Annotated in this window: 13 protein-coding genes; 7 read left to right on the top strand and 6 right to left on the bottom strand. The window is 33.9% G+C overall.

Features of this window, described 5'->3' with window-relative positions:
- Positions 1–42 precede the first annotated feature (42 nt).
- Positions 43–1,674, bottom strand: a complete 1,632-nt coding sequence (locus tag OXU93_RS06345; protein ID WP_267384832.1) for an ABC1 kinase family protein — start codon at positions 1,672–1,674, stop codon at positions 43–45.
- A 184-nt stretch (positions 1,675–1,858) separates the two neighbouring features.
- Entirely contained in the window at positions 1,859–2,173 is a 315-nt protein-coding gene (locus tag OXU93_RS06350) for a DUF6825 family protein (RefSeq protein ID WP_267384833.1), read from the bottom strand.
- 590 nt (positions 2,174–2,763) lie between these two features.
- On the opposite strand from OXU93_RS06350, the gene OXU93_RS06355 reads away from it, so the two are divergent.
- Positions 2,764–4,302: a M16 family metallopeptidase gene (locus tag OXU93_RS06355; RefSeq protein ID WP_267383338.1), complete on the top strand. Its 1,539-nt coding sequence runs from the start codon at positions 2,764–2,766 to the stop codon at positions 4,300–4,302.
- A gap of 66 nt (positions 4,303–4,368) precedes the next feature.
- On the opposite strand, the gene patD is transcribed toward OXU93_RS06355, so the two are convergent.
- On the bottom strand, positions 4,369–4,725 hold the full coding sequence (gene patD, locus OXU93_RS06360) for a heterocyst frequency control protein PatD (RefSeq protein ID WP_267383339.1): 357 nt from the start codon (positions 4,723–4,725) through the stop codon (positions 4,369–4,371).
- A gap of 274 nt (positions 4,726–4,999) precedes the next feature.
- On the opposite strand from patD, the gene OXU93_RS06365 reads away from it, so the two are divergent.
- From OXU93_RS06365 to OXU93_RS06375, 3 genes are all read left to right on the top strand, one after another.
- Positions 5,000–7,240 (top strand): RelA/SpoT family protein, encoded by a 2,241-nt coding sequence (locus OXU93_RS06365; RefSeq protein ID WP_267383341.1) that lies wholly within the window; start codon positions 5,000–5,002, stop codon positions 7,238–7,240.
- A gap of 36 nt (positions 7,241–7,276) precedes the next feature.
- Entirely contained in the window at positions 7,277–7,660 is a 384-nt protein-coding gene (gene crcB, locus OXU93_RS06370) for a fluoride efflux transporter CrcB (protein WP_267383342.1), read from the top strand.
- A 110-nt stretch (positions 7,661–7,770) separates the two neighbouring features.
- Positions 7,771–7,893, top strand: coding sequence for a hypothetical protein (locus OXU93_RS06375; protein ID WP_267383343.1), 123 nt, complete (start codon positions 7,771–7,773; stop codon positions 7,891–7,893).
- Between the two features lie 16 nt (positions 7,894–7,909).
- Here OXU93_RS06375 and def read toward each other — a convergent pair whose 3' ends face one another.
- The 3 genes from def to OXU93_RS06390 all read right to left on the bottom strand — a co-directional run bounded on the left by def (position 7,910) and on the right by OXU93_RS06390 (position 11,340).
- Positions 7,910–8,473 carry a peptide deformylase gene (gene def, locus OXU93_RS06380; RefSeq protein ID WP_267383345.1) on the bottom strand — a complete coding sequence of 188 codons (564 nt, stop codon included), beginning with the start codon at positions 8,471–8,473 and terminating at the stop codon, positions 7,910–7,912.
- 316 nt (positions 8,474–8,789) lie between these two features.
- Positions 8,790–9,866: a magnesium chelatase ATPase subunit I gene (bchI, locus tag OXU93_RS06385; protein WP_267383346.1), complete on the bottom strand. Its 1,077-nt coding sequence runs from the start codon at positions 9,864–9,866 to the stop codon at positions 8,790–8,792.
- A 1,111-nt stretch (positions 9,867–10,977) separates the two neighbouring features.
- Positions 10,978–11,340 (bottom strand): hypothetical protein, encoded by a 363-nt coding sequence (locus OXU93_RS06390; protein ID WP_267383347.1) that lies wholly within the window; start codon positions 11,338–11,340, stop codon positions 10,978–10,980.
- A gap of 882 nt (positions 11,341–12,222) precedes the next feature.
- Here OXU93_RS06390 and OXU93_RS06395 point away from each other — a divergent pair.
- From OXU93_RS06395 to cysS, 3 genes are all read left to right on the top strand, one after another.
- On the top strand, positions 12,223–13,002 hold the full coding sequence (locus OXU93_RS06395) for an amino acid ABC transporter ATP-binding protein (protein WP_267383348.1): 780 nt from the start codon (positions 12,223–12,225) through the stop codon (positions 13,000–13,002).
- Positions 13,003–13,647: 645 nt separating this feature from the next.
- Positions 13,648–15,480 (top strand): threonine--tRNA ligase, encoded by a 1,833-nt coding sequence (gene thrS / locus OXU93_RS06400; RefSeq protein ID WP_267383349.1) that lies wholly within the window; start codon positions 13,648–13,650, stop codon positions 15,478–15,480.
- Between the two features lie 1,044 nt (positions 15,481–16,524).
- Positions 16,525–17,967, top strand: a complete 1,443-nt coding sequence (gene cysS, locus OXU93_RS06405; protein ID WP_267383351.1) for a cysteine--tRNA ligase — start codon at positions 16,525–16,527, stop codon at positions 17,965–17,967.
- Positions 17,968–18,936: the final 969 nt, after the last annotated feature.

The following is an 18,936-nucleotide window of genomic DNA, read 5'->3' on the forward strand; positions in this document are numbered from 1 at the left end:
TGAGTTAGCTACTAATAATTTACTATAATGATAGACAAAAACCTAAAACATTGGATCTAGACGATTGAGACGAAATAGCAAGCGAAATAAAGCCCGTGCTGGAACTAATGCAATTATGGCACTGATGATTGCCAAAAGAAATGAACCGTCGACAAATAAAATGACCGCAGATATGACTAAAGCACTGGTGAGGATAGTATAGTTAGTCCCCATCTGCATCATACTTAACCGACGTAATAGACGATCAGTTGAATCTGATCGTACTCCTATGCGAATATCCCCGCGATCCAACTTATCCATTGTATCGTTAATTCGCCGAGGTAATCCTAACGCTGTGTTGCTTACTTGAAGCGCTTGTTGTCCCAATTTATCGATAATGTTGACTTCAGTATTTTTATTAATGTCAGTCATAAGTTTTATCGCAAACGGTTGTGCCACCTCCATGAAGTTAAATTCTGAATCTAACCCTTTTCCTACTCCTTCTATAGTTAATAATGCCCGTACAACAAAGGTAAAAACTGCTGGGAAGCGAAAAGGTTTATCATAAGCAAGTGCATACAAATCATCACTAATTTGAGTAACTGACTGTTCCTCAAAAGGTTTTTCCATAAAATTATCGATCATAAATTGAATGGAACGACGAACTGGTCCCATATCATCTGCAGGATTTAAGATATCAAGAGCTACTAAAGACGAGACCACTATAGCAGCATCTTTTTGAATGATACCAAATAAGATATCTATTAACTTTTCACGAATATTGACGTTGATACGTCCCATCATGCCAAAATCATAAAAAATCAAGTCTCCATCTGTATTCACAGCAATATTTCCTGGATGAGGATCTGCATGGAAAAACCCACTATTAAGCAATTGGGACAAATAAGCTTTCGCTCCTAGTTTGGCTAAGATTTTACGGTTTAACCCGGCTGCTTCAAGTGCTTTATAATGACTAATTTTAATCCCAGGTAGATATTCAAGAGTTAAAATGCGAGGAGAGGTGTAACGCCAGTATACTCGGGGCACTTTAACCCAATCTTCATCTCGAAAATTACGACGAAAGGTATCGGCATTTTGTCCCTCGTTCAGGTAGTTAATTTCCAACCAGAGAATACGGCAGCATTCTTCATATATACCGGACCAGTCTCGTCCTTTACCCCAATGAGGATGGTTTTGAAAATAATGGGCGATGTGTTTAAGAATCACCAGATCAATAGTAAACAGTTGTTTTAACCCTGGCCGTTGCACCTTTACTACAACGTCTTCCCCTGAATGGAGTCGAGCTTTATGAACTTGACCTAAACTAGCTGCTGCAATAGGAACTGGAACAAAATCATGGAACAGTTCGGGAAGGGGCTTACTAAAATCCTCTTCAAGGATAGCTGCAACTTGCTCGTAGGTAAAAGCCGGAACTTCATCTTGAAGTTTCGATAGTTCCGCAATATACTCAATGGGAAACAAATCGGCGCGGGTAGATAACAATTGACCTACTTTAATAAAAGTAGGTCCAAGATTGAGTAAATTTTCTCTAATCCACACTGCATCTTTTTGTCGCCGGGCAGCCCTTTTTTCTTCGCTATAGCCTCCTCGATAGCTCCATTTTTTTCCGTTGAGCCAAAATTTGGTAAATAAGATCAGCACAAAACACCAAATATCCAGACGACGACGATTAATAGAATATTTTCCATAATTCCAACGGTAATTTGCATTTTCTAATTTGGGAACATGATTAGAAACTACAGTAGTTTTTCTGGAATAGAAATGGTTGACATTAAAGGGTAGAAGAGACACTCGATTTTTAGTGCTTAGGGTAACGTGGGTTAATAAGGGGAGGACAATGAGAGTAGTAAAAGAATAATTACGTTTTTTGATCGCGATAAATTTTTAATTCTGCTTTAAGACGGGCAATTTCAGCACGTAAGTTGTCTATAGTCTCTTGTAGATCAATGGGAGAACTTTCACTAGGAGTAGTATTAACAGGGTCTTCTGAGGCAACACTGATTTTGGCTCTTGCTTGTACCTCTTCGATAAATTTTCTCAGTTCTTCACGTTGTTCTGTATCAAATCTGCCCAATTCACTGAGGGCATTGGTAAAATTTTCTTCTATTTTCTCGCTGAGGACTTCGGCAAGAGCTCGACCTAAGAAAAAAGCATGAAGTACTGGATTGTTCATCATAAAATTTTTTTGAATCTATTTTGTAACAAATTATATCTTGCTTCTCTAAGACTTACCCAGTAAACCAAAAAATTTTTTCAGGGTTGTAAAATACTTGAAAAAAGTAGAAAAAATAATACAAATTTAAGTTTTACTTGTACACAGTAGTCAAAACGATTATTCTAGATACTGGCAGGAAAGACTGTCTAAAAATGTGAATTAGACATAAACTTAAGAGAAAAGTCAATAATGTATTCACCATAGAAGTGGTATTCTATTGAAGTCTAATAGTCTAAATATAGAACAAAAATTTGAGTTTGATCTAACAGAAGTATTTTTTAATATAGACATTGCTATCAAATATTTGAACGGTACTGTTATTTCACTCTTAAGACGTATTAAGACTTGGATATTGAGGATAACAAAGGTGTTTTTAAGTTACCTCGATTTCGCATTGTAACAAATAATTCGCTTTGATAAAGATGGACTAATTGTCATATGATTCCCTGCTATCATTTCTAAATCTCGATATCCTGGAAAGGAGATTCTAGACGTCGTTTTTTTCGATGACATCAATGATAACAAACTCTTTAACTAGATCGCTTCCTATGCGCTATTCTTTTGCAACTCTCAGCTTATTATTCTTTCTTTGGAGCAGTGTTCCAGTTATTGCTCAACCAGTTCCTAATCCTTCTTCTACTCTAGTGGCTAGCCAAGCGATTACACCTTATCTTCATCGAGCGATCAAACAAATAACGGAATTTAAACTTGATAATGGAATGAAATTCATTGTCATGGAAAATCATGAAGCACCTGTGGTATCTTTTGTTACTTACGCCGATGTGGGAGCCGTAGATGAACCTGATGGCAAAACAGGGGTTGCCCATTTTCTAGAACATTTAGCCTTTAAAGGCACTAAAGACATTGGGACCATTAACTACACAGCAGAAAAGCCTCTTTTAGATCAATTAGATACCTTGTCGTCCCAAATTAAAGCGGCTAAAGATGCGGGAAAAATACAAGAAGTCGAAAGATTAACTCAAGAATTCCAAAAAGTGCAGATAGAAGCTAATCAATATGTTAAACAAAATGCCTTTGGTCAAATTGTAGAAACAGCCGGAGGAGTTGGGCTAAACGCAGCGACTTCAAGTGATTGGACAACTTATTTTTATAGTTTTCCGTCGAATAAGTTAGAACTTTGGATGTCGTTAGAATCGGAGCGATTTCTGGAGCCTGTTTTCCGAGAGTTTTATAAAGAACAGGACGTTATTTTAGAAGAACGCCGCCTCAGAACTGAAAATAGTCCTATTGGTACAATGGTAGAAACATTTCTTGACGTCGCCTTCACTAAACATCCTTATAAACGCCCTGTTATTGGTTATAACGAAGATATTCTTAGCCTTACCCGTAAAGATGTACAGCATTTTTTTGAGACTTACTATGGACCTAACAATTTAACTTTCGCTATTGTAGGGGACGTGAGTCCTAAACAAGTTAAACAATTAGCTCAGGTTTATTTTGGTCGTTATTTGACTAAGCCTAAACCGCTTAAAGTGGCCAGCGTAGAACCTCGACAAACTGAAACAAAAGAAATTACTCTAGAGTTACTATCCCAACCTTGGTATCTTGAAGGATATCATCGTCCAGCGATTACCCATCCCGACCATGCTGTCTATGAGGTAATTGCAACCTTGTTAAGTTCAGGGCGTACCTCACGTCTCTATAAAACTTTGGTTGAAGAGAAAAAATTAGCTTTAGTCGCTCAAGGTTTTAATGGATTTCCGGGGGACAAATATCCTAATTTAATGTTGTTTTATGCTCAGACTGCCCCTAATAGTACAGTTGTTCAGGTAGGTAAGGCCTTGGAGCAAGAAATTGAGCGATTGAAGAAAGAACTTGTTGCCAATAAAGAGTTACAAAGGGTAAAAACCCAACTTAGGGCAACATTGGTGCGGTCTCTCGATTCTAATTTAGGTATGGCTCGATCCTTAATTGAATATGAAGTAAAAACTGGAAGTTGGCGTAATCTTTTTGATCAATTAACAGCTATTGAAGCAGTGAGTGCAGAAGATATTAAACGGGTAGCTAAAAAAACGTTTGTTCCTGAAAATCGAACTATTGGTCGTATTTTATCTAAAACTAAATAACATCGATTATGGGGAATAAATACTGTTTTTATTCCCCGATAATTTTTTTTAGAAACCACCAATCACTTAGTCTAGAATAATTTGACAATAACCTATCAGTTTTTCGATGTGATCGAGTACGATTTTTAATCGTTGTTCTTCTGTTCTCTGCCTGTAGGAGGACTGTAAAAACAATAAATCGGTACTCAATAAACGCAACGTTCTATGGATTTCAGTCTGGATGGATTGTAAAGAATAGGTAGCAGAATTCTCTAGGTTCCCAGTCATTGACTCCAAAATTTGATCTTGAAAAGTTCCTTGTACTATTTGAAAATTATTGGATAATCGCTTTAGGTCTACATCTTTCATCATGACCTGAGCTCTGAGTTTGGTTAAAGAAGTAAAAAATTTTTGATAAAGTTTTTGATGAGATTTCGGTAGCATAGACGACAAGACTCCGTTAATATATATTAAATAATATTAAACTCTAGAAATTAGTTTTATCAGTCCTAAACTGCAATCGTTCAAACAAGTATTGGATTTATTCGAACTAGTTCCTCTATGAAATGATATCAACAGGGAATATAAGTTCAAATTTTTGGGTATTTTTAGTTAATTTTGTTATTTAACAATAATTTCTCATCAATCCGCACAGTAATTATGCTTTCAGTCACTACAACTATCTTATTTTGTATCTTATCGCTCTATTAATTCTTCTATGAACCTAGTTAGCTATACTGACCCCAAGCCTGTTGAACTGTCTCTTCCTGATTGGTTAAATCAAGGTCTCATCCTCTGTCAATCTGATCAAGACAGTGAAGGCATTGATCTTGTCTGTCAGGCATTCAGTTTTGCCTATCAACTACATGAAGGGCAATATCGTAAATCGGGAGATCCGTATATTGCACACCCTATCGCCGTAGCAGAGATATTACGTGATTTAGGCGGGGATAAGTCCATGATTGCGGCTGGATTTCTCCATGATGTAGTGGAAGATACAGATGTCACCTTAGAACAAATTGAGGAACAATTTGGGAAAGAAATACGACACTTAGTGGAGGGAGTGACTAAGCTATCTAAATTCAATTTTTCGAGTAAGACAGAACACCAGGCCGAAAATTTTCGTCGAATGTTCTTGGCAATGGCTAAGGATATCCGGGTGATTGTGGTGAAGCTAGCTGATCGCTTACACAACATGCGAACTTTGGAACACCTAAAACCAGACAAACAAAAACGTATTGCTCTGGAAACTAGAGAAATTTTTGCTCCTTTAGCTAATCGTTTAGGAATTTGGCGGTTGAAGTGGGATCTGGAAGATCTTTCCTTTAAATATTTAGAACCAGAAGCCTATCGAGAAATTCAGTCCCTAGTAGCTGAAAAACGTAGTGATCGAGAAAACCGTTTAGAAAAAGTAAAGGAAATTCTACGTAAACGGTTAGAAAGTCTTGAAATTCGAATTTTAGACTTACAAGCTCGTCCTAAACATCTCTACGGGATTTATAGTAAAATGCAGCGGCAGCAAAAAGGATTTAATCAAATTTACGATATTGCTGCTCTGAGGATTATTGTTCAAAATAATGAAGAATGTTATCGTGCTTTAGCAGTAGTTCATGATGCGTTTAAACCAATTCCTGGGCGTTTTAAGGATTATATTGGCTTGCCAAAGCCCAACCGTTATCAATCTCTTCATACAACAGTAGTAGGCTTAACAGGTCGTCCCCTAGAAGTACAAATTCGTACCCTAGAGATGCATCATATTGCTGAATATGGGATTGCTGCTCATTGGAAATACAAAGAAACAGGAGGATCTGACTATATAACTCTTTCTGACGAGGATGAAAAATTTACTTGGCTACGTCAACTTCTAGAATGGCAAAAAGATCTCCAGGATGCCCAGGAATATGTAGATACTCTTAAAGATAATCTATTTGATGATGATGTTTATGTATTTACTCCACAAGGGGATGTAGTCGTCCTGGCACGAGGGGCTACGCCTGTGGATTTTGCATATAGTATCCATACAGAAGTTGGAAATCATATGAAAGGGGCAAGAGTAAATGAAAAGTGGTCAGTTTTAGATATTCCCCTTAACAATGGAGATATTGTAGAAATTATCACGCAGAAAAATGCCCATCCTAGTTTAGACTGGCTTAATTTTGTAGTAACTCCCAGTGCCCGAAATCGTATTCGTCAGTGGTATAAACGATCACACAGAGACGAAAATTTTGCTCGAGGACGCGAGATGTTAGAAAAAGAATTAGGTAAAAGTGGACTGGATGCTTTATTGAAATCTGATCCCATGCAAAGTGTCGCTGAACGCTGTAATTACCAGTCAGTTGAAGACTTACTAGCAGCCTTAGGATATGGAGAAATTACTCTTAATCAAGTCGCTAACAGACTCAGAGAAATTACTGTTAAGACTCAAGAAGAAAAAGTATCCGATGATAAAACTCAATTTTCTAATTCTTTTCCACTTGCTTTTTGTCCGGTTAAACAAAATAAATCTCCAATTATGGGCGTTGAAGGTTTAGTTTACAATATTGCTGGGTGCTGTCATCCTTTGCCTGGAGAACCCATTATCGGTATAGTAACAAGGGGAGCTAGAGGCATTTCAATTCACTGTCAAGGGTGTCCTAACGTAAATGATATACTCGGAGATCGCCTAATTCCAGTGCGTTGGAATTCTACGGAAAACAGTGGACATACCCAAACTTACCCAGTGGATATTTTTATTGAAGCCCTTGATCGTGTAGGAATACTCAAAGATATCTTATCCCGTCTTAGTGACAACAACATTAATGTTCGAAATGCTGGGGTACAGACCAGGCGTAGCCGGACTGCAATGATTAACTTACGAATTGATATCCGTGACCGTCAACAACTAGAATATGTCATCACTCAAATTCGGAATCTGAGTGATATCGTCAATGTTCACCGTGTCAATAATATGAAATCTTGACAATAAGTACTCTAAATACAATGGTTGATGAAAAAAATGCAATTCTTACAATTTTTGATAGTATTTCTAGGGGGTGGCTTAGGTAGTTGTTCTCGGTATCTTGTAGTCCAAATTGTTAGTAGTGAGCTGGGACTCAAATATACCTTTCCCCTAGCGACACTTACCGTTAACATTGTGGGATGTTTTATTATTGGAATTTCTATCGGATTAACTGAAAGATTTCAACTTCACTCTAATTGGACATTGTTGTTAGCAACGGGATTTTGTGGGGGGTTCACAACCTTTTCTTCTTTCTCTTATGAGAACCATCTCTTGTTAAGGAACAAAGAATATCTATTAGGATTAAGCTATATATTAATTAGTTTACTTTGGGGGGGGACAGCAACTTTTTTTGCAATCTCTCTTGTGAGGAAAATTTAGAAAATAATTTCTAGATCGCTACATACAAGATAAAAAGTATTCATAAAATCAATAAAGGGTAGATATGTCTTATATAACGCACAAAACAAAGAATTGTTGAGGAAATGCTGATGTTTGAAATAATACTTCAGTCAGAGGTTTATGATGAAAGAGAGATTCCTAGTAGCTACAATAAGGACAATTTTTGTGATCAAAATAGCCCTGTTGGGTCACAAAAATTGTCCCTCGTCTGATGTGTTAGTCAACTAGTTATTTTACTGGCTTGATAGCCTGCGGAGAAAATCCATTTTTTTGTAGAGCTTCTGTTAACGCTAGACTATTGTCAACTCGATCAACAAACATTACCCCATTGAGATGATCTATTTCATGTTGAATAACCCGTGCTAATAAATCAGTTACTTGTCGCTTACATGGTTTGCCTTGTTCATCTTTAAAGGACACTTCAATTACTTCAGGACGAGTCACATCTAAATAAACTCCAGGAATACTTAAACAACCTTCTTCAACCAGGGATAAATCTTTAGAAAAACTAGTGATTTTAGGATTAATTAAGACCATAGGTTGATTTGTGGAATCATTAGGGGCACAGTCTATAACAATTAATTGTTTATGAACCCCCACTTGAGGTGCAGCTAAACCGATTCCATAAGAACTATACATAGTTTGCAACATTTCTTTGACTAGTTTGCGAACAGAACTGTCCACTCTCGTAATACGTTTGGCGGATTGACGTAGAATGCGATCACCTAAATAGTGAATATCCAACGGAGGATTTTCTAATTTTTCTTTTTCTACAGCGATTACAGAAGTCATAGGACTTTTAGCAGAGCAGTGGTTGGGCGATTCCCTAATTAACCTTGATCTTAACGAATTTTTTTAAGTTTAGCTCGACTATGCTCCTAGATAGATAACGAGAAATAACAATAGATAATTTATGACACAAACACAGAACTTGCAAATCTTTAATTCATCTAATTTTATTGTAAGAGAGAATATCTTCAAAAGAGATTCAGGACCTTTTTGCTAATTTCCATTTAAACTAGATTTATGTTATAAACTTTAAACTTACTTGACAGTTCTTAAAACTAATCTCGACTCGAGGCTACTTTTTGTATAATTTTATCCTATTTTAATATTCTTCCGTTTCTAAGCCAAACACTTGGTTAAAAACCTTGTTAACTTTGCAACCAGAATCAATAGTTTCAAGGGGATCTTTACGAAGTCGGTGACGTAAACATAATACAATGGTACGACGAATATCACTTATAGTGACATCTGTCCGTGCCTCTAGAGCGGCTAACGCTTTAGAGGCACGGTTAGCAACAATATCTCCCCTCAGTCCATCTACATCTAGTATCGAGCAAACTTCAGAAACTTTAATCCGCAAATCATAGTCGATATTAACTTGTTTGAGAAGTTTTTGGGCTCTAACTAAGTTATTCTGAAGTTCTTCTTGCTGTAATCGACATTCATGATGAAATTTTTGTGGATCTTGGTCGAATTCCGAGCGTTGCTCTACAATTTTTACTCTCAGCTCTGGTTCCTTAATGGTATGAATTTCTGCATGCATTCCGAAACGATCAAGCAATTGAGGTCGCAATTCTCCTTCTTCTGGGTTTCCTGAGCCAATTAGGACAAACCGCGCAGGATGACGCACAGAAATCCCTTCCCGTTCTACTGTATTCCAACCACTAGCTGCTGAATCAAGAAGAACATCTACAAGGTGATCATCGAGGAGGTTAACCTCATCTACGTAGATGATACCACGATTGGCTGTAGCCAAGAGTCCAGGTTCAAAAGCTTTTACCCCTTCTGTGAGGGCTTTTTCAATATCGATTGAACCACAGACTCTATCTTCGGTAGCGCCTAAAGGAAGATCCACCATCGTAACTTTTTTCTTAACGACTTGAAGAGAAATATTTTCTTTCAGTTGTTGACGGACATAATCACTCATTAAGTCAGGGTCATCGGGGTCAGAGTTAAAGGGATCATCAGCTACCACATTAATTTCGGGAAGTAAATCTGCTAATGCACGAATAGTAGTAGATTTTCCGGTTCCACGATCACCCATAATCATTACACCACCGATTTTAGGGTCAATGATATTGAGCAGCAAAGCCAATTTCATCTCTCCCTGACCGACAATGGCAGTGAAAGGAAAAACAATGCGATGAGTTCTTGTAGGTGCCTCAAGGATTGAAGTCATGAGAGTTACCTAAAGTTTTGTTTGATGCAGTTTGACATAACCATCATTTAGTCAACACTCTCTATTGTGCCATATCGTCATAAGTATCAGGGAAATGGAAGATATCAAAAATAAACTAATAATATTTTTTATTTCAGTCCAATTTAATAAATTGTCATATTTCAATGTCCCAAAAATTTAAAAATTATTACATATAAAATTAAGGAAGTTGTAGAGTAAAAATGTACTCAATGTAGAATATATTGCTTAGTTTATGACAATATGTTCTAGAGTTATTTATATCATGACTACTATCCAGCTAATTCCAGACCTAATGGTCTTCGCCCATTTTGTATGTAATATCATTGAGATTATGATCACAGAAATAAGAAAAATATATAGCTAAAGTAATTAGTTTTGTTTTTTGCAAGACTAATTACTTTTATTCGTGCCTTTTATTACATAAAAATTATGTTTTTTGTTACTAAGCTTAGTTAACAAGTATAGAGTTTTAATCGTGTGCTATTTTTTCTAGGTACTGGTAATGCAGCAAGATAAAATATTGAAGTTCTATCATTTATATTTATCCATATAAGACTATTTACTAATTATAATTCTATTTTTATCTCTTCAGATTAGTCATAATTATTCAAGACTTTAGGTCTATCAAGATAGATATTTGTTTGTATTGAATGAACTTGGTAGTTATATATATGTAATTACAATAGAAGTTTACTGATTACAGCAAGAAATAGATATATTAGCTAGCTTTAATTAATAGTTAAAAATTTACAGTTAATATCCAAATAAACAAATATTTATCATTATCATGGTTATTTTTTTGTATAACTTTAAACTAGGTCAGTTTCAATAAAATTATTGGTACAGTATTTGCTATCCAAATTATAAACAAACACTACATTAATATCAATATATTTCATGAGGAATTCAAATATTATTGGATACTTTATAGTTGAATTTGACCATACTATGACAAACTACTCTTCAAAGTTATGGTACTTATAATCTTAATGAAATTATTTTTCTCAGTTGTCTGAATTATATTTAGCAAACTCTTAGAAATGATAAAACCTAAGTAAGATAGACAAAGTCTATCTTACTTAGGTTTTATTTAAAGAGAATCTTGATATATTTGTCGTTTTCTAACAGGAATTATTAAGGAAGTTCCTTCCCCGACAGGAGGATAGATCTGTATTTTTCCGCGCTCAGTAAAATTTTGTAAATAATACCCTAGAATTGCAACACGTTTAAGAATACGTAAATTAGTTGAATGATCAGGACAGGTAATTACTAAAGTTAATACATTAAGGGAACTGGTAAGATACCATCCACACTGGGACAATAAGGTTTGGAGTGAGCAATCGCAAGATTCATAGAAATGTTGACCGATGATTTCATCAAGTCTCCGTTGCAGTCCGAAGTCCGTCGTACTTTGCATAGGTAAGTCTTCGGGGGGAAGGAAGGGAGTGTTCATGAGAAGTATGAGTTAGATATCGGTTATCTTCTCTATTATCTAATGTTGATGGACACTTATGAAAAATAATATAGAAAAAGATATAAAAAAAGTTATTTTTATTTAATATATTTCTTTAAATTTAATGTGATGATTTTATTATTTTCAGAAAAAATATCAATAAGTTAAGTATAAACCCATAAAATTACCGATATTTATGAAATCTAAATATAACCGTCTATATAAAATTAATTATATTGGTAATTAATTTTATATAGCTAGCTTTTAAAATATTTAACTTAATTAAGTTGTTTTTTAATGGTAAATATCACAAATACCTTGATTATTAATTCTGTCACGACAATGACAATTCAAATATTGCTCTAAGAACACTATTTTCTAATAATAAAAAAAATAAAATTTTTACTCAGTCTTTTATAAAAATATTCTTCACTTTAGACATGTTTGTGATTTGTTTACTATTTTGTTATTTGCCAACTAATTATATACATAACTAGACTTATTTTAAAATAAATTGATACTTATAAGTTCAAAAGTAAGTAGCTATAGGTTAAAATCTTATTGAGTTAAAGTTTGTGTCTAAATAACAATTATAATATTTATTTATATCCACTTCTTAGAGGAAAAACAAATCAGAACTGTTGTGAATATAGATAAAAAATTTTTTATTGCATGTAATGATTTGAATTTTTATCTATTAGCTATTGTTTTCTTTCACTGTTGAAATATAAGGTTAATCTATAATTGACAATATTTCTCTTGTGGGTCTAGCACTTTATCTCCTTTTGCCTTCTTAAATGAGTTTAGGTGATAGTTCATCGTGAAAGTTTGAGAGTTTTGCAATACAGTGGTAAGAGTTCAAATAATTACTGCTTAAAATCTATGACTCAATCTATCAAAAATAAAAATTTATATTCCCGTTCTGAAAAGAACCCTATTATCATTGCTCAAGACGTGGAAAAATGGTACGACAATAACTTTCATGTGTTGCGGGGAGTCAGTCTTCGGGTTAATCCTCAAGAAGTAGTGGTCATTATGGGACCATCAGGGTCAGGTAAATCTACTTTTATTCGCACTTTTAATGCCTTAGAGTCTTATCAAAGGGGTAATGTCATCGTTGATGGCGTAGAACTTTCTCATGACCTTAAAAATATTGAAACTATTCGTCGGGAAGTAGGTATGGTGTTTCAGCAATTTAATCTATTTCCCCATCTAACAGTACTTAATAATGTTACTCTGGCTCCTATCTGGGTTCGTCGCCAAAAAAAAGAAAAAGCAGAGGTGATAGCAATGCAGTTACTTGAGAAGGTAGGTATCCTCAAACAGGCACACAAATATCCAGGTCAACTATCAGGAGGACAACAACAACGAGTAGCGATTGCCCGCGCACTAGCTATGCAACCCAAGATTATGTTATTTGATGAACCAACTTCAGCCTTGGATCCAGAAATGATTAAAGAAGTGTTAGATACTATGCGAACTTTAGCCAAATCTGGGATGACTATGGTCTGCGTCACCCATGAAGTAGGGTTTGCAAGGGAAGTTGCTGATCGTGTAGTTTTTATGGATGGAGGGAAAATTGTTGAAGTGGCGACTCCTGAAGAATTTTTTAATAACCCTAAAGCAGAAAGATCCCAACAATTCTTATCTCAGATTTTATGATTTTAATAGCATTATTTTGCTCTAACAACCAACCAAATAATAATTAAGTGGATAACCTATAAAGTTGAGCAAATTTTTATAATGTGACCTCAATTAAATTCAAAAATATAGTTATTGTTGCTAATGTCTGCACAAAAGATTTAATGGAATTACAGTATTAACTTAAATAGTTATTACTAATAGTTTAGATTATAATATTTTTAACAGCATCTAGAGACAAAGTAAATTTATATTTCTTTATAGATTGAGGATGGATACTAGCAAGTATATAGTCATATATTTTTGCCCCTAGTTTATAAATTTATTTAATATGAACATCACTTTAATTTTGATTAGTTATTTAAGAACATATTTGTATTACCCTACCATAGGGAATAGAAAATAACTAATCAAAATGTTACTAAATGGCACTGTATATAAACACTACTAAATATTAGACTAAGAAGTTATTATTTATGCCCATTGCAGCATAATTCAAATAATAATTGATTAAAAGAATAATTTGTAGATTGATAACCTTTACCAATTAAATCTAAATTATCAGTTCCATATAAATAAGATAATTAACGTAAGGTTATTCTCGTGTTCTCTGTCTCCTAATAAACAATAAACTAGATAAAGAATTATAGAAAGAGTGTAAAGTGAATGGTTAACCAGTCTACTACTGACCTTGAAGTATCCCCGGAAATCAATCCGATTAAACTCCCCCGTACCAGCGAGTCTGATAAAGTCAAGCGTATTCGCCATACAACTTCCCACATTATGGCTATGGCAGTTCAGAAACTTTTCCCTAAAGCCCAAGTGACCATTGGACCTTGGACTGAAACGGGGTTTTACTATGACTTTGATATTCCTGAACCTTTCACTGAACAGAATCTCAAGGCCATTAAAAAAGAAATGGTTAAAATCATAAAACGTAAACTTCCAATCATCTGTGAAGAAGTAACTCCAGAGGAAGCGAAAAAACGTATTACTGAGCTTAAAGAACCCTATAAACTCGAAATACTTGAAGGACTTAAACCCCCTATTACCCTTTATTATTTGGGAGATCAATGGTGGGATCTTTGCGCAGGACCCCATGTAGAAACTACTGGAGATATTAATCCCAGAGCATTTGATCTCGAAAGTGTAGCCGGAGCTTATTGGAGAGGAGATGAAACAAAAGCACAACTACAACGTATTTATGGAACTGCGTGGGAAACCCCCGAACAATTAGCTGAATATAAACGACGCAAGGAAGAAGCGCTAAAACGAGATCATCGTAAATTAGGTAAAGAATTAGGGTTATTTATCTTCTCTGACTCCGTAGGACCAGGTTTACCACTATGGACTCCGAAAGGGACTATAGTTCGGTTTACTTTAGAAGATTTTCTAAGAAAAGAACAAATTAAACGAGGTTATCTTGGAGTAGTAACCCCTCATATTGGTCGGATTGATCTCTTTAAGACTTCAGGTCATTGGCAAAATTACAAAAATGATATGTTTCCTATGATGGCAGAAAATGCTGAGGAAGCAGCACAAGAAACGGGGTTTGTTCTTAAACCAATGAATTGTCCTTTCCATATCCAAATTTATAAAAGTGAGTTGCGCTCTTACCGTGATTTACCAATTAGGTTTGCAGAATTTGGCACAGTTTATAGATATGAACAGTCGGGCGAATTAGGAGGATTAACTCGCGTTCGTGGGTTTACTGTTGACGACTCTCATTTATTCGTCACTCCTGATCAATTAGATACAGAATTTTTGAATGTGGTCGACTTGATTCTTACTGTTTTTAAAAGTTTGCAACTAAATAATTTTAAGGCTAGATTAAGTTTCAGAGGTGAGGAGTTAGATAAATATATTGGGTCTAACGAAGTTTGGGAAAAATCTCAGAATGCTATTCGTCGCGCAGTACAAACTTTAGAAATGGACTATTTTGAAGCGCCGGGAGAAGCAGCTTTTTACGGTCCTAAATTAGACTTTATCTTTCAAGATGCTTTAGAAAGAGAATGGCAATTAGGAACAGTTCAAGTTGACTATAACTTACCTCAACGATTTGGATTAGAATATATAGCAGAAAATGGAACTCGTCAACGTCCAGTTATGATTCACAGAGCCCCATTTGGCTCTTTAGAAAGATTAATTGGTATTCTAATTGAAGAGTATGCTGGAGATTTTCCTTTATGGTTATCTCCTATCCAGATACGTATTTTACCTGTCAGTGATGTTCAATTAGATTTTACTAAAGAAATAGTAAATAAAATGCAAAAATTAGGCATTCGCGCAGAAGCAGACACTTCTAGAGAAAGGTTAAGTAAAATGATTCGTAATTCTGAAAAACAGAAAATACCTGTGATGGCAATTGCAGGCGCAAAAGAAGTGGAGTCTAACAGTTTAAGTATTCGGACTCGTACATCGGGTGAATTGGGAGTAATGGAAGTTTATGAAGTTATAGAAAAGTTAACTGAAGCTATCACTAATTGTACTAATTTTTAAATTTATGGGTGAGTAATACTCACCCTATATTAACCAACTCAATCATTAACTAGTTTAAAAATTTTTAAAATTTAAAAATCTGTAATGTAAGCACAAAAAATATAATAATAAAATTTAGTCGCAAATCATAGGTTTGCAAGAAGCTGTTACATTAGAAGAATATATTTTTTATTTATAACTTTAGATGTATAGATAATTTTTTCTATTATCAAATCTTACTTGATCTAGATAAATTATTTTTTTATTTTTTTTAAAACACTTTTTATCTTAGTTTATTTATATTCTAATATTTATCAACATTGTCTCATATAATTTTTGTCTTTTACAAGCATATAATCTAGTTTTTTAAAAAAGTTATTGTTGTTCTTTATAAGAACTTTGATTGTTATCTATTTTTATTTTTATTATATGTTTAGTATTAATAATTACAGTATCGTTTCTTTGCTATTTTTAACCGTAAATTTAAAATATCACGACTAATTTAGAGGAATTGTATATTTTGATTTTTTATATATACTTTATACTACTCACATAACAAATAACACCATATTTAAACTCATGAAGTAAGCAAGTAAATAAGCTATAAATTAATGATCAAATCACAACGATTATTTCGTTTAAATGATATAAAAATATAGATAAGTATATAGCTTGATTTTAAACGGCAATATCTATAATTTAATACAATCTTTCTAGAGTTTATTAAATTAATTTTCTGTGCAATTATCATAATAATATGAGTATTGTCTTCTTTTCTAGTCTTTTTTCTTATCTCTTAAGCTATCTTGATATCTTTTATTGTATGTTTAAACTATAAGTTTATGAGTCCGTCTATACAAAGTTAGTTTTATAGAAAGCAGTCGTTCTTATTTACCTTATAGTTGCATATATATTCTATCTCTAGAACTTATAAATTAAACTATCATGTATATCTTCATCATTGTATGTAAAAAGACAATGATCTTGAACTCAGTGCAATGATAGGATTGTAAGTAGTTAGATATCTCTAACCGTAATCATTAACTATTTAGTATAGAATTACCAATGACATTAACTATATATAATACTCTAACTCGTAAAAAAGAAATCTTTAAAACTATTGAAGACAAAAAAGTACGAATGTATTGTTGCGGGATCACTGTTTATGATTATTGTCATTTGGGTCATGCCAGGACCTGTATGGTATGGGATGTAGTTCGGAGTTATTTACAATGGCGGGGTTATGATGTAACTTATATCCAAAATTTTACGGATATTGATGATAAAATTCTTAATCGGGCGGATAAAGAGCGATCATCAATGGAATCAGTTTCTAAAAAGTTTATTGAAGCCTATTTTGAGGATATGGAACGTCTTCATGTCAAACAGGCAGATGCTTACCCTCGTGCAACTCATACCCTCAATGGTATTCAAAACTTAGTGTCCCAACTCAAACGAAAAGGCTATGTTTATGAATCAGGTGGAGATGTTTACTACTCGGTACGACGTTTTCAAAATTATGGGAAACTCTCAGGGCGCAAATTAGAAGATTTGCAAGTAGGTGCCAGTGGCAGAGTGGATTTAGAAGAGACCGAAACAGCCAAAAAGAAAGATCCATTCGATTTTGCAGTCTGGAAAAGTGCGAAGCCAGGGGAACCTTCTTGGGAATCTCCATGGGGAAAAGGCCGTCCAGGATGGCATATTGAATGTTCTGCAATGGTTTTAGAATATCTAGGGGAAACTATCGATATTCATGTGGGAGGAAGTGATCTAATTTTTCCTCATCATGAAAATGAAATTGCGCAGTCAGAAGCAGTAACAGGAAAACCCTTAGCTCGTTATTGGATGCACAATGGCATGGTGAAAGTGGAGGGAGAAAAAATGTCTAAATCATTAGGGAATTTCATCACTATTCGGGATTTATTAAGTGAAATAGATCCAATGGCAATACGATTGTTTATCCTGCAGGCACATTACCGCAAACCTGTAGACTTTACTGATGAAGCATTGAAAGCAGCAACCAATGGTTGGTTTTCTCTTAAAGAAGGGTTACTTTTTGGATATCAATACGGAACTCAACTAGGCTTTTCCTCTGCAATGTCTTCTCCTATCTTAAAACAAAAATTCCAAGAAGTAGTTGATGATGACTTCAACTTCGCAGGTGGGTTGGCGATATTATTTCAAATTGCTAAAGAATTACGCAGAGCAGGAAACATTTTAGTACACCAAGGAAACATAGATACTCCATCTCAAATATTAGAAGAAAAATGGAAAACTTTATTAGAATTAGCACAAGTTTTAGGACTAGAAGTTAATAAAAATGAGTATAAAAAACAGTCACAAAATATGTTAAGTAATACAGAAATTGAAGATTTGATAGAACAAAGAAAAAAAGCTCGTAATAACAAGGACTATGACCAAAGTGACCGTATTAGAGATAAGTTAAAGGATCAAGGTATTATCTTAGTTGATAAAACTGAAGGTTTCACAAATTGGTATCGTAGATAGGCTAAAGATATTGATAACATTTGAAAAACAAATTATCAATTAATAACAAATATTAAATATTACTAGATAATTTGAGAGGGTATAATTATGAAAAAAAATCAATGTTATTATGAATAGTATGAGCTGATAGACAAATTAATAACGTAAAAAAATAATAGTTTTATTTGTAGTAGCTTAAAGAAAAACAAAGTTTCTGGGTAAAAAGAGCTAGTATTCTATCTACTATAGAATCAAAATAGCGACCTTATACCATTTAATCGCAGATGTTTTAATTTATTCAAATTTTATTTAGGTAGATGTTATAGGAATTAAGATAGATAAATTATCTTTTTTGGTAAAGAAATGTTATAAAAAAACTATTTTACTAACGAGAAGAGTAAGTACTACATTAGTTGAATAATCTTAAACTTATCAAATGTATAAATAAAGTCTATAGTTTAACTATAATTTATAAAAAATATGGACTGTTTAAAGAACAAAGATTGTCAACTATTATCGCATTGTCTCTATTTTGTTTGCTTAATAGCTTCACTTAATTTTTGGAAATATCGTTTGTTGATTAATTATTATTGTTACCAAACATGCTGATGTAAGCCTAAATCAAATAAAGACTTACAACTTTTAGAATTTTAAAAAAAATAAGGCAAAGACTCAGTTCTTATAGGGATTAAGCTTTTGCTATAATTATGTTTTAAATTCAGATCACATAAAAATGTTGATCACTAATATTGACCTTGACTATAGAGTATATCCATTGTTCTATTGGCAATTATTACTTTTTAACTCTGTTATTAGTCCATTTTAGGATACCTGATATCATCAACATTATCTATACAAGAATTTATAGTTAATTATATATGGGTGAAGTAAATATCAACTGTCACACTAATTTTATTGAGTCAATAAAAGCTCAGTACACCTGTATAAACTACAGTCTATTTACTATGATTTTGGAATGACTGTGAGCAC

It is taken from the genome of Cyanobacterium sp. uoEpiScrs1 (assembly GCF_947331815.1).
Lineage (GTDB): Bacteria > Cyanobacteriota > Cyanobacteriia > Cyanobacteriales > Microcystaceae > Rippkaea.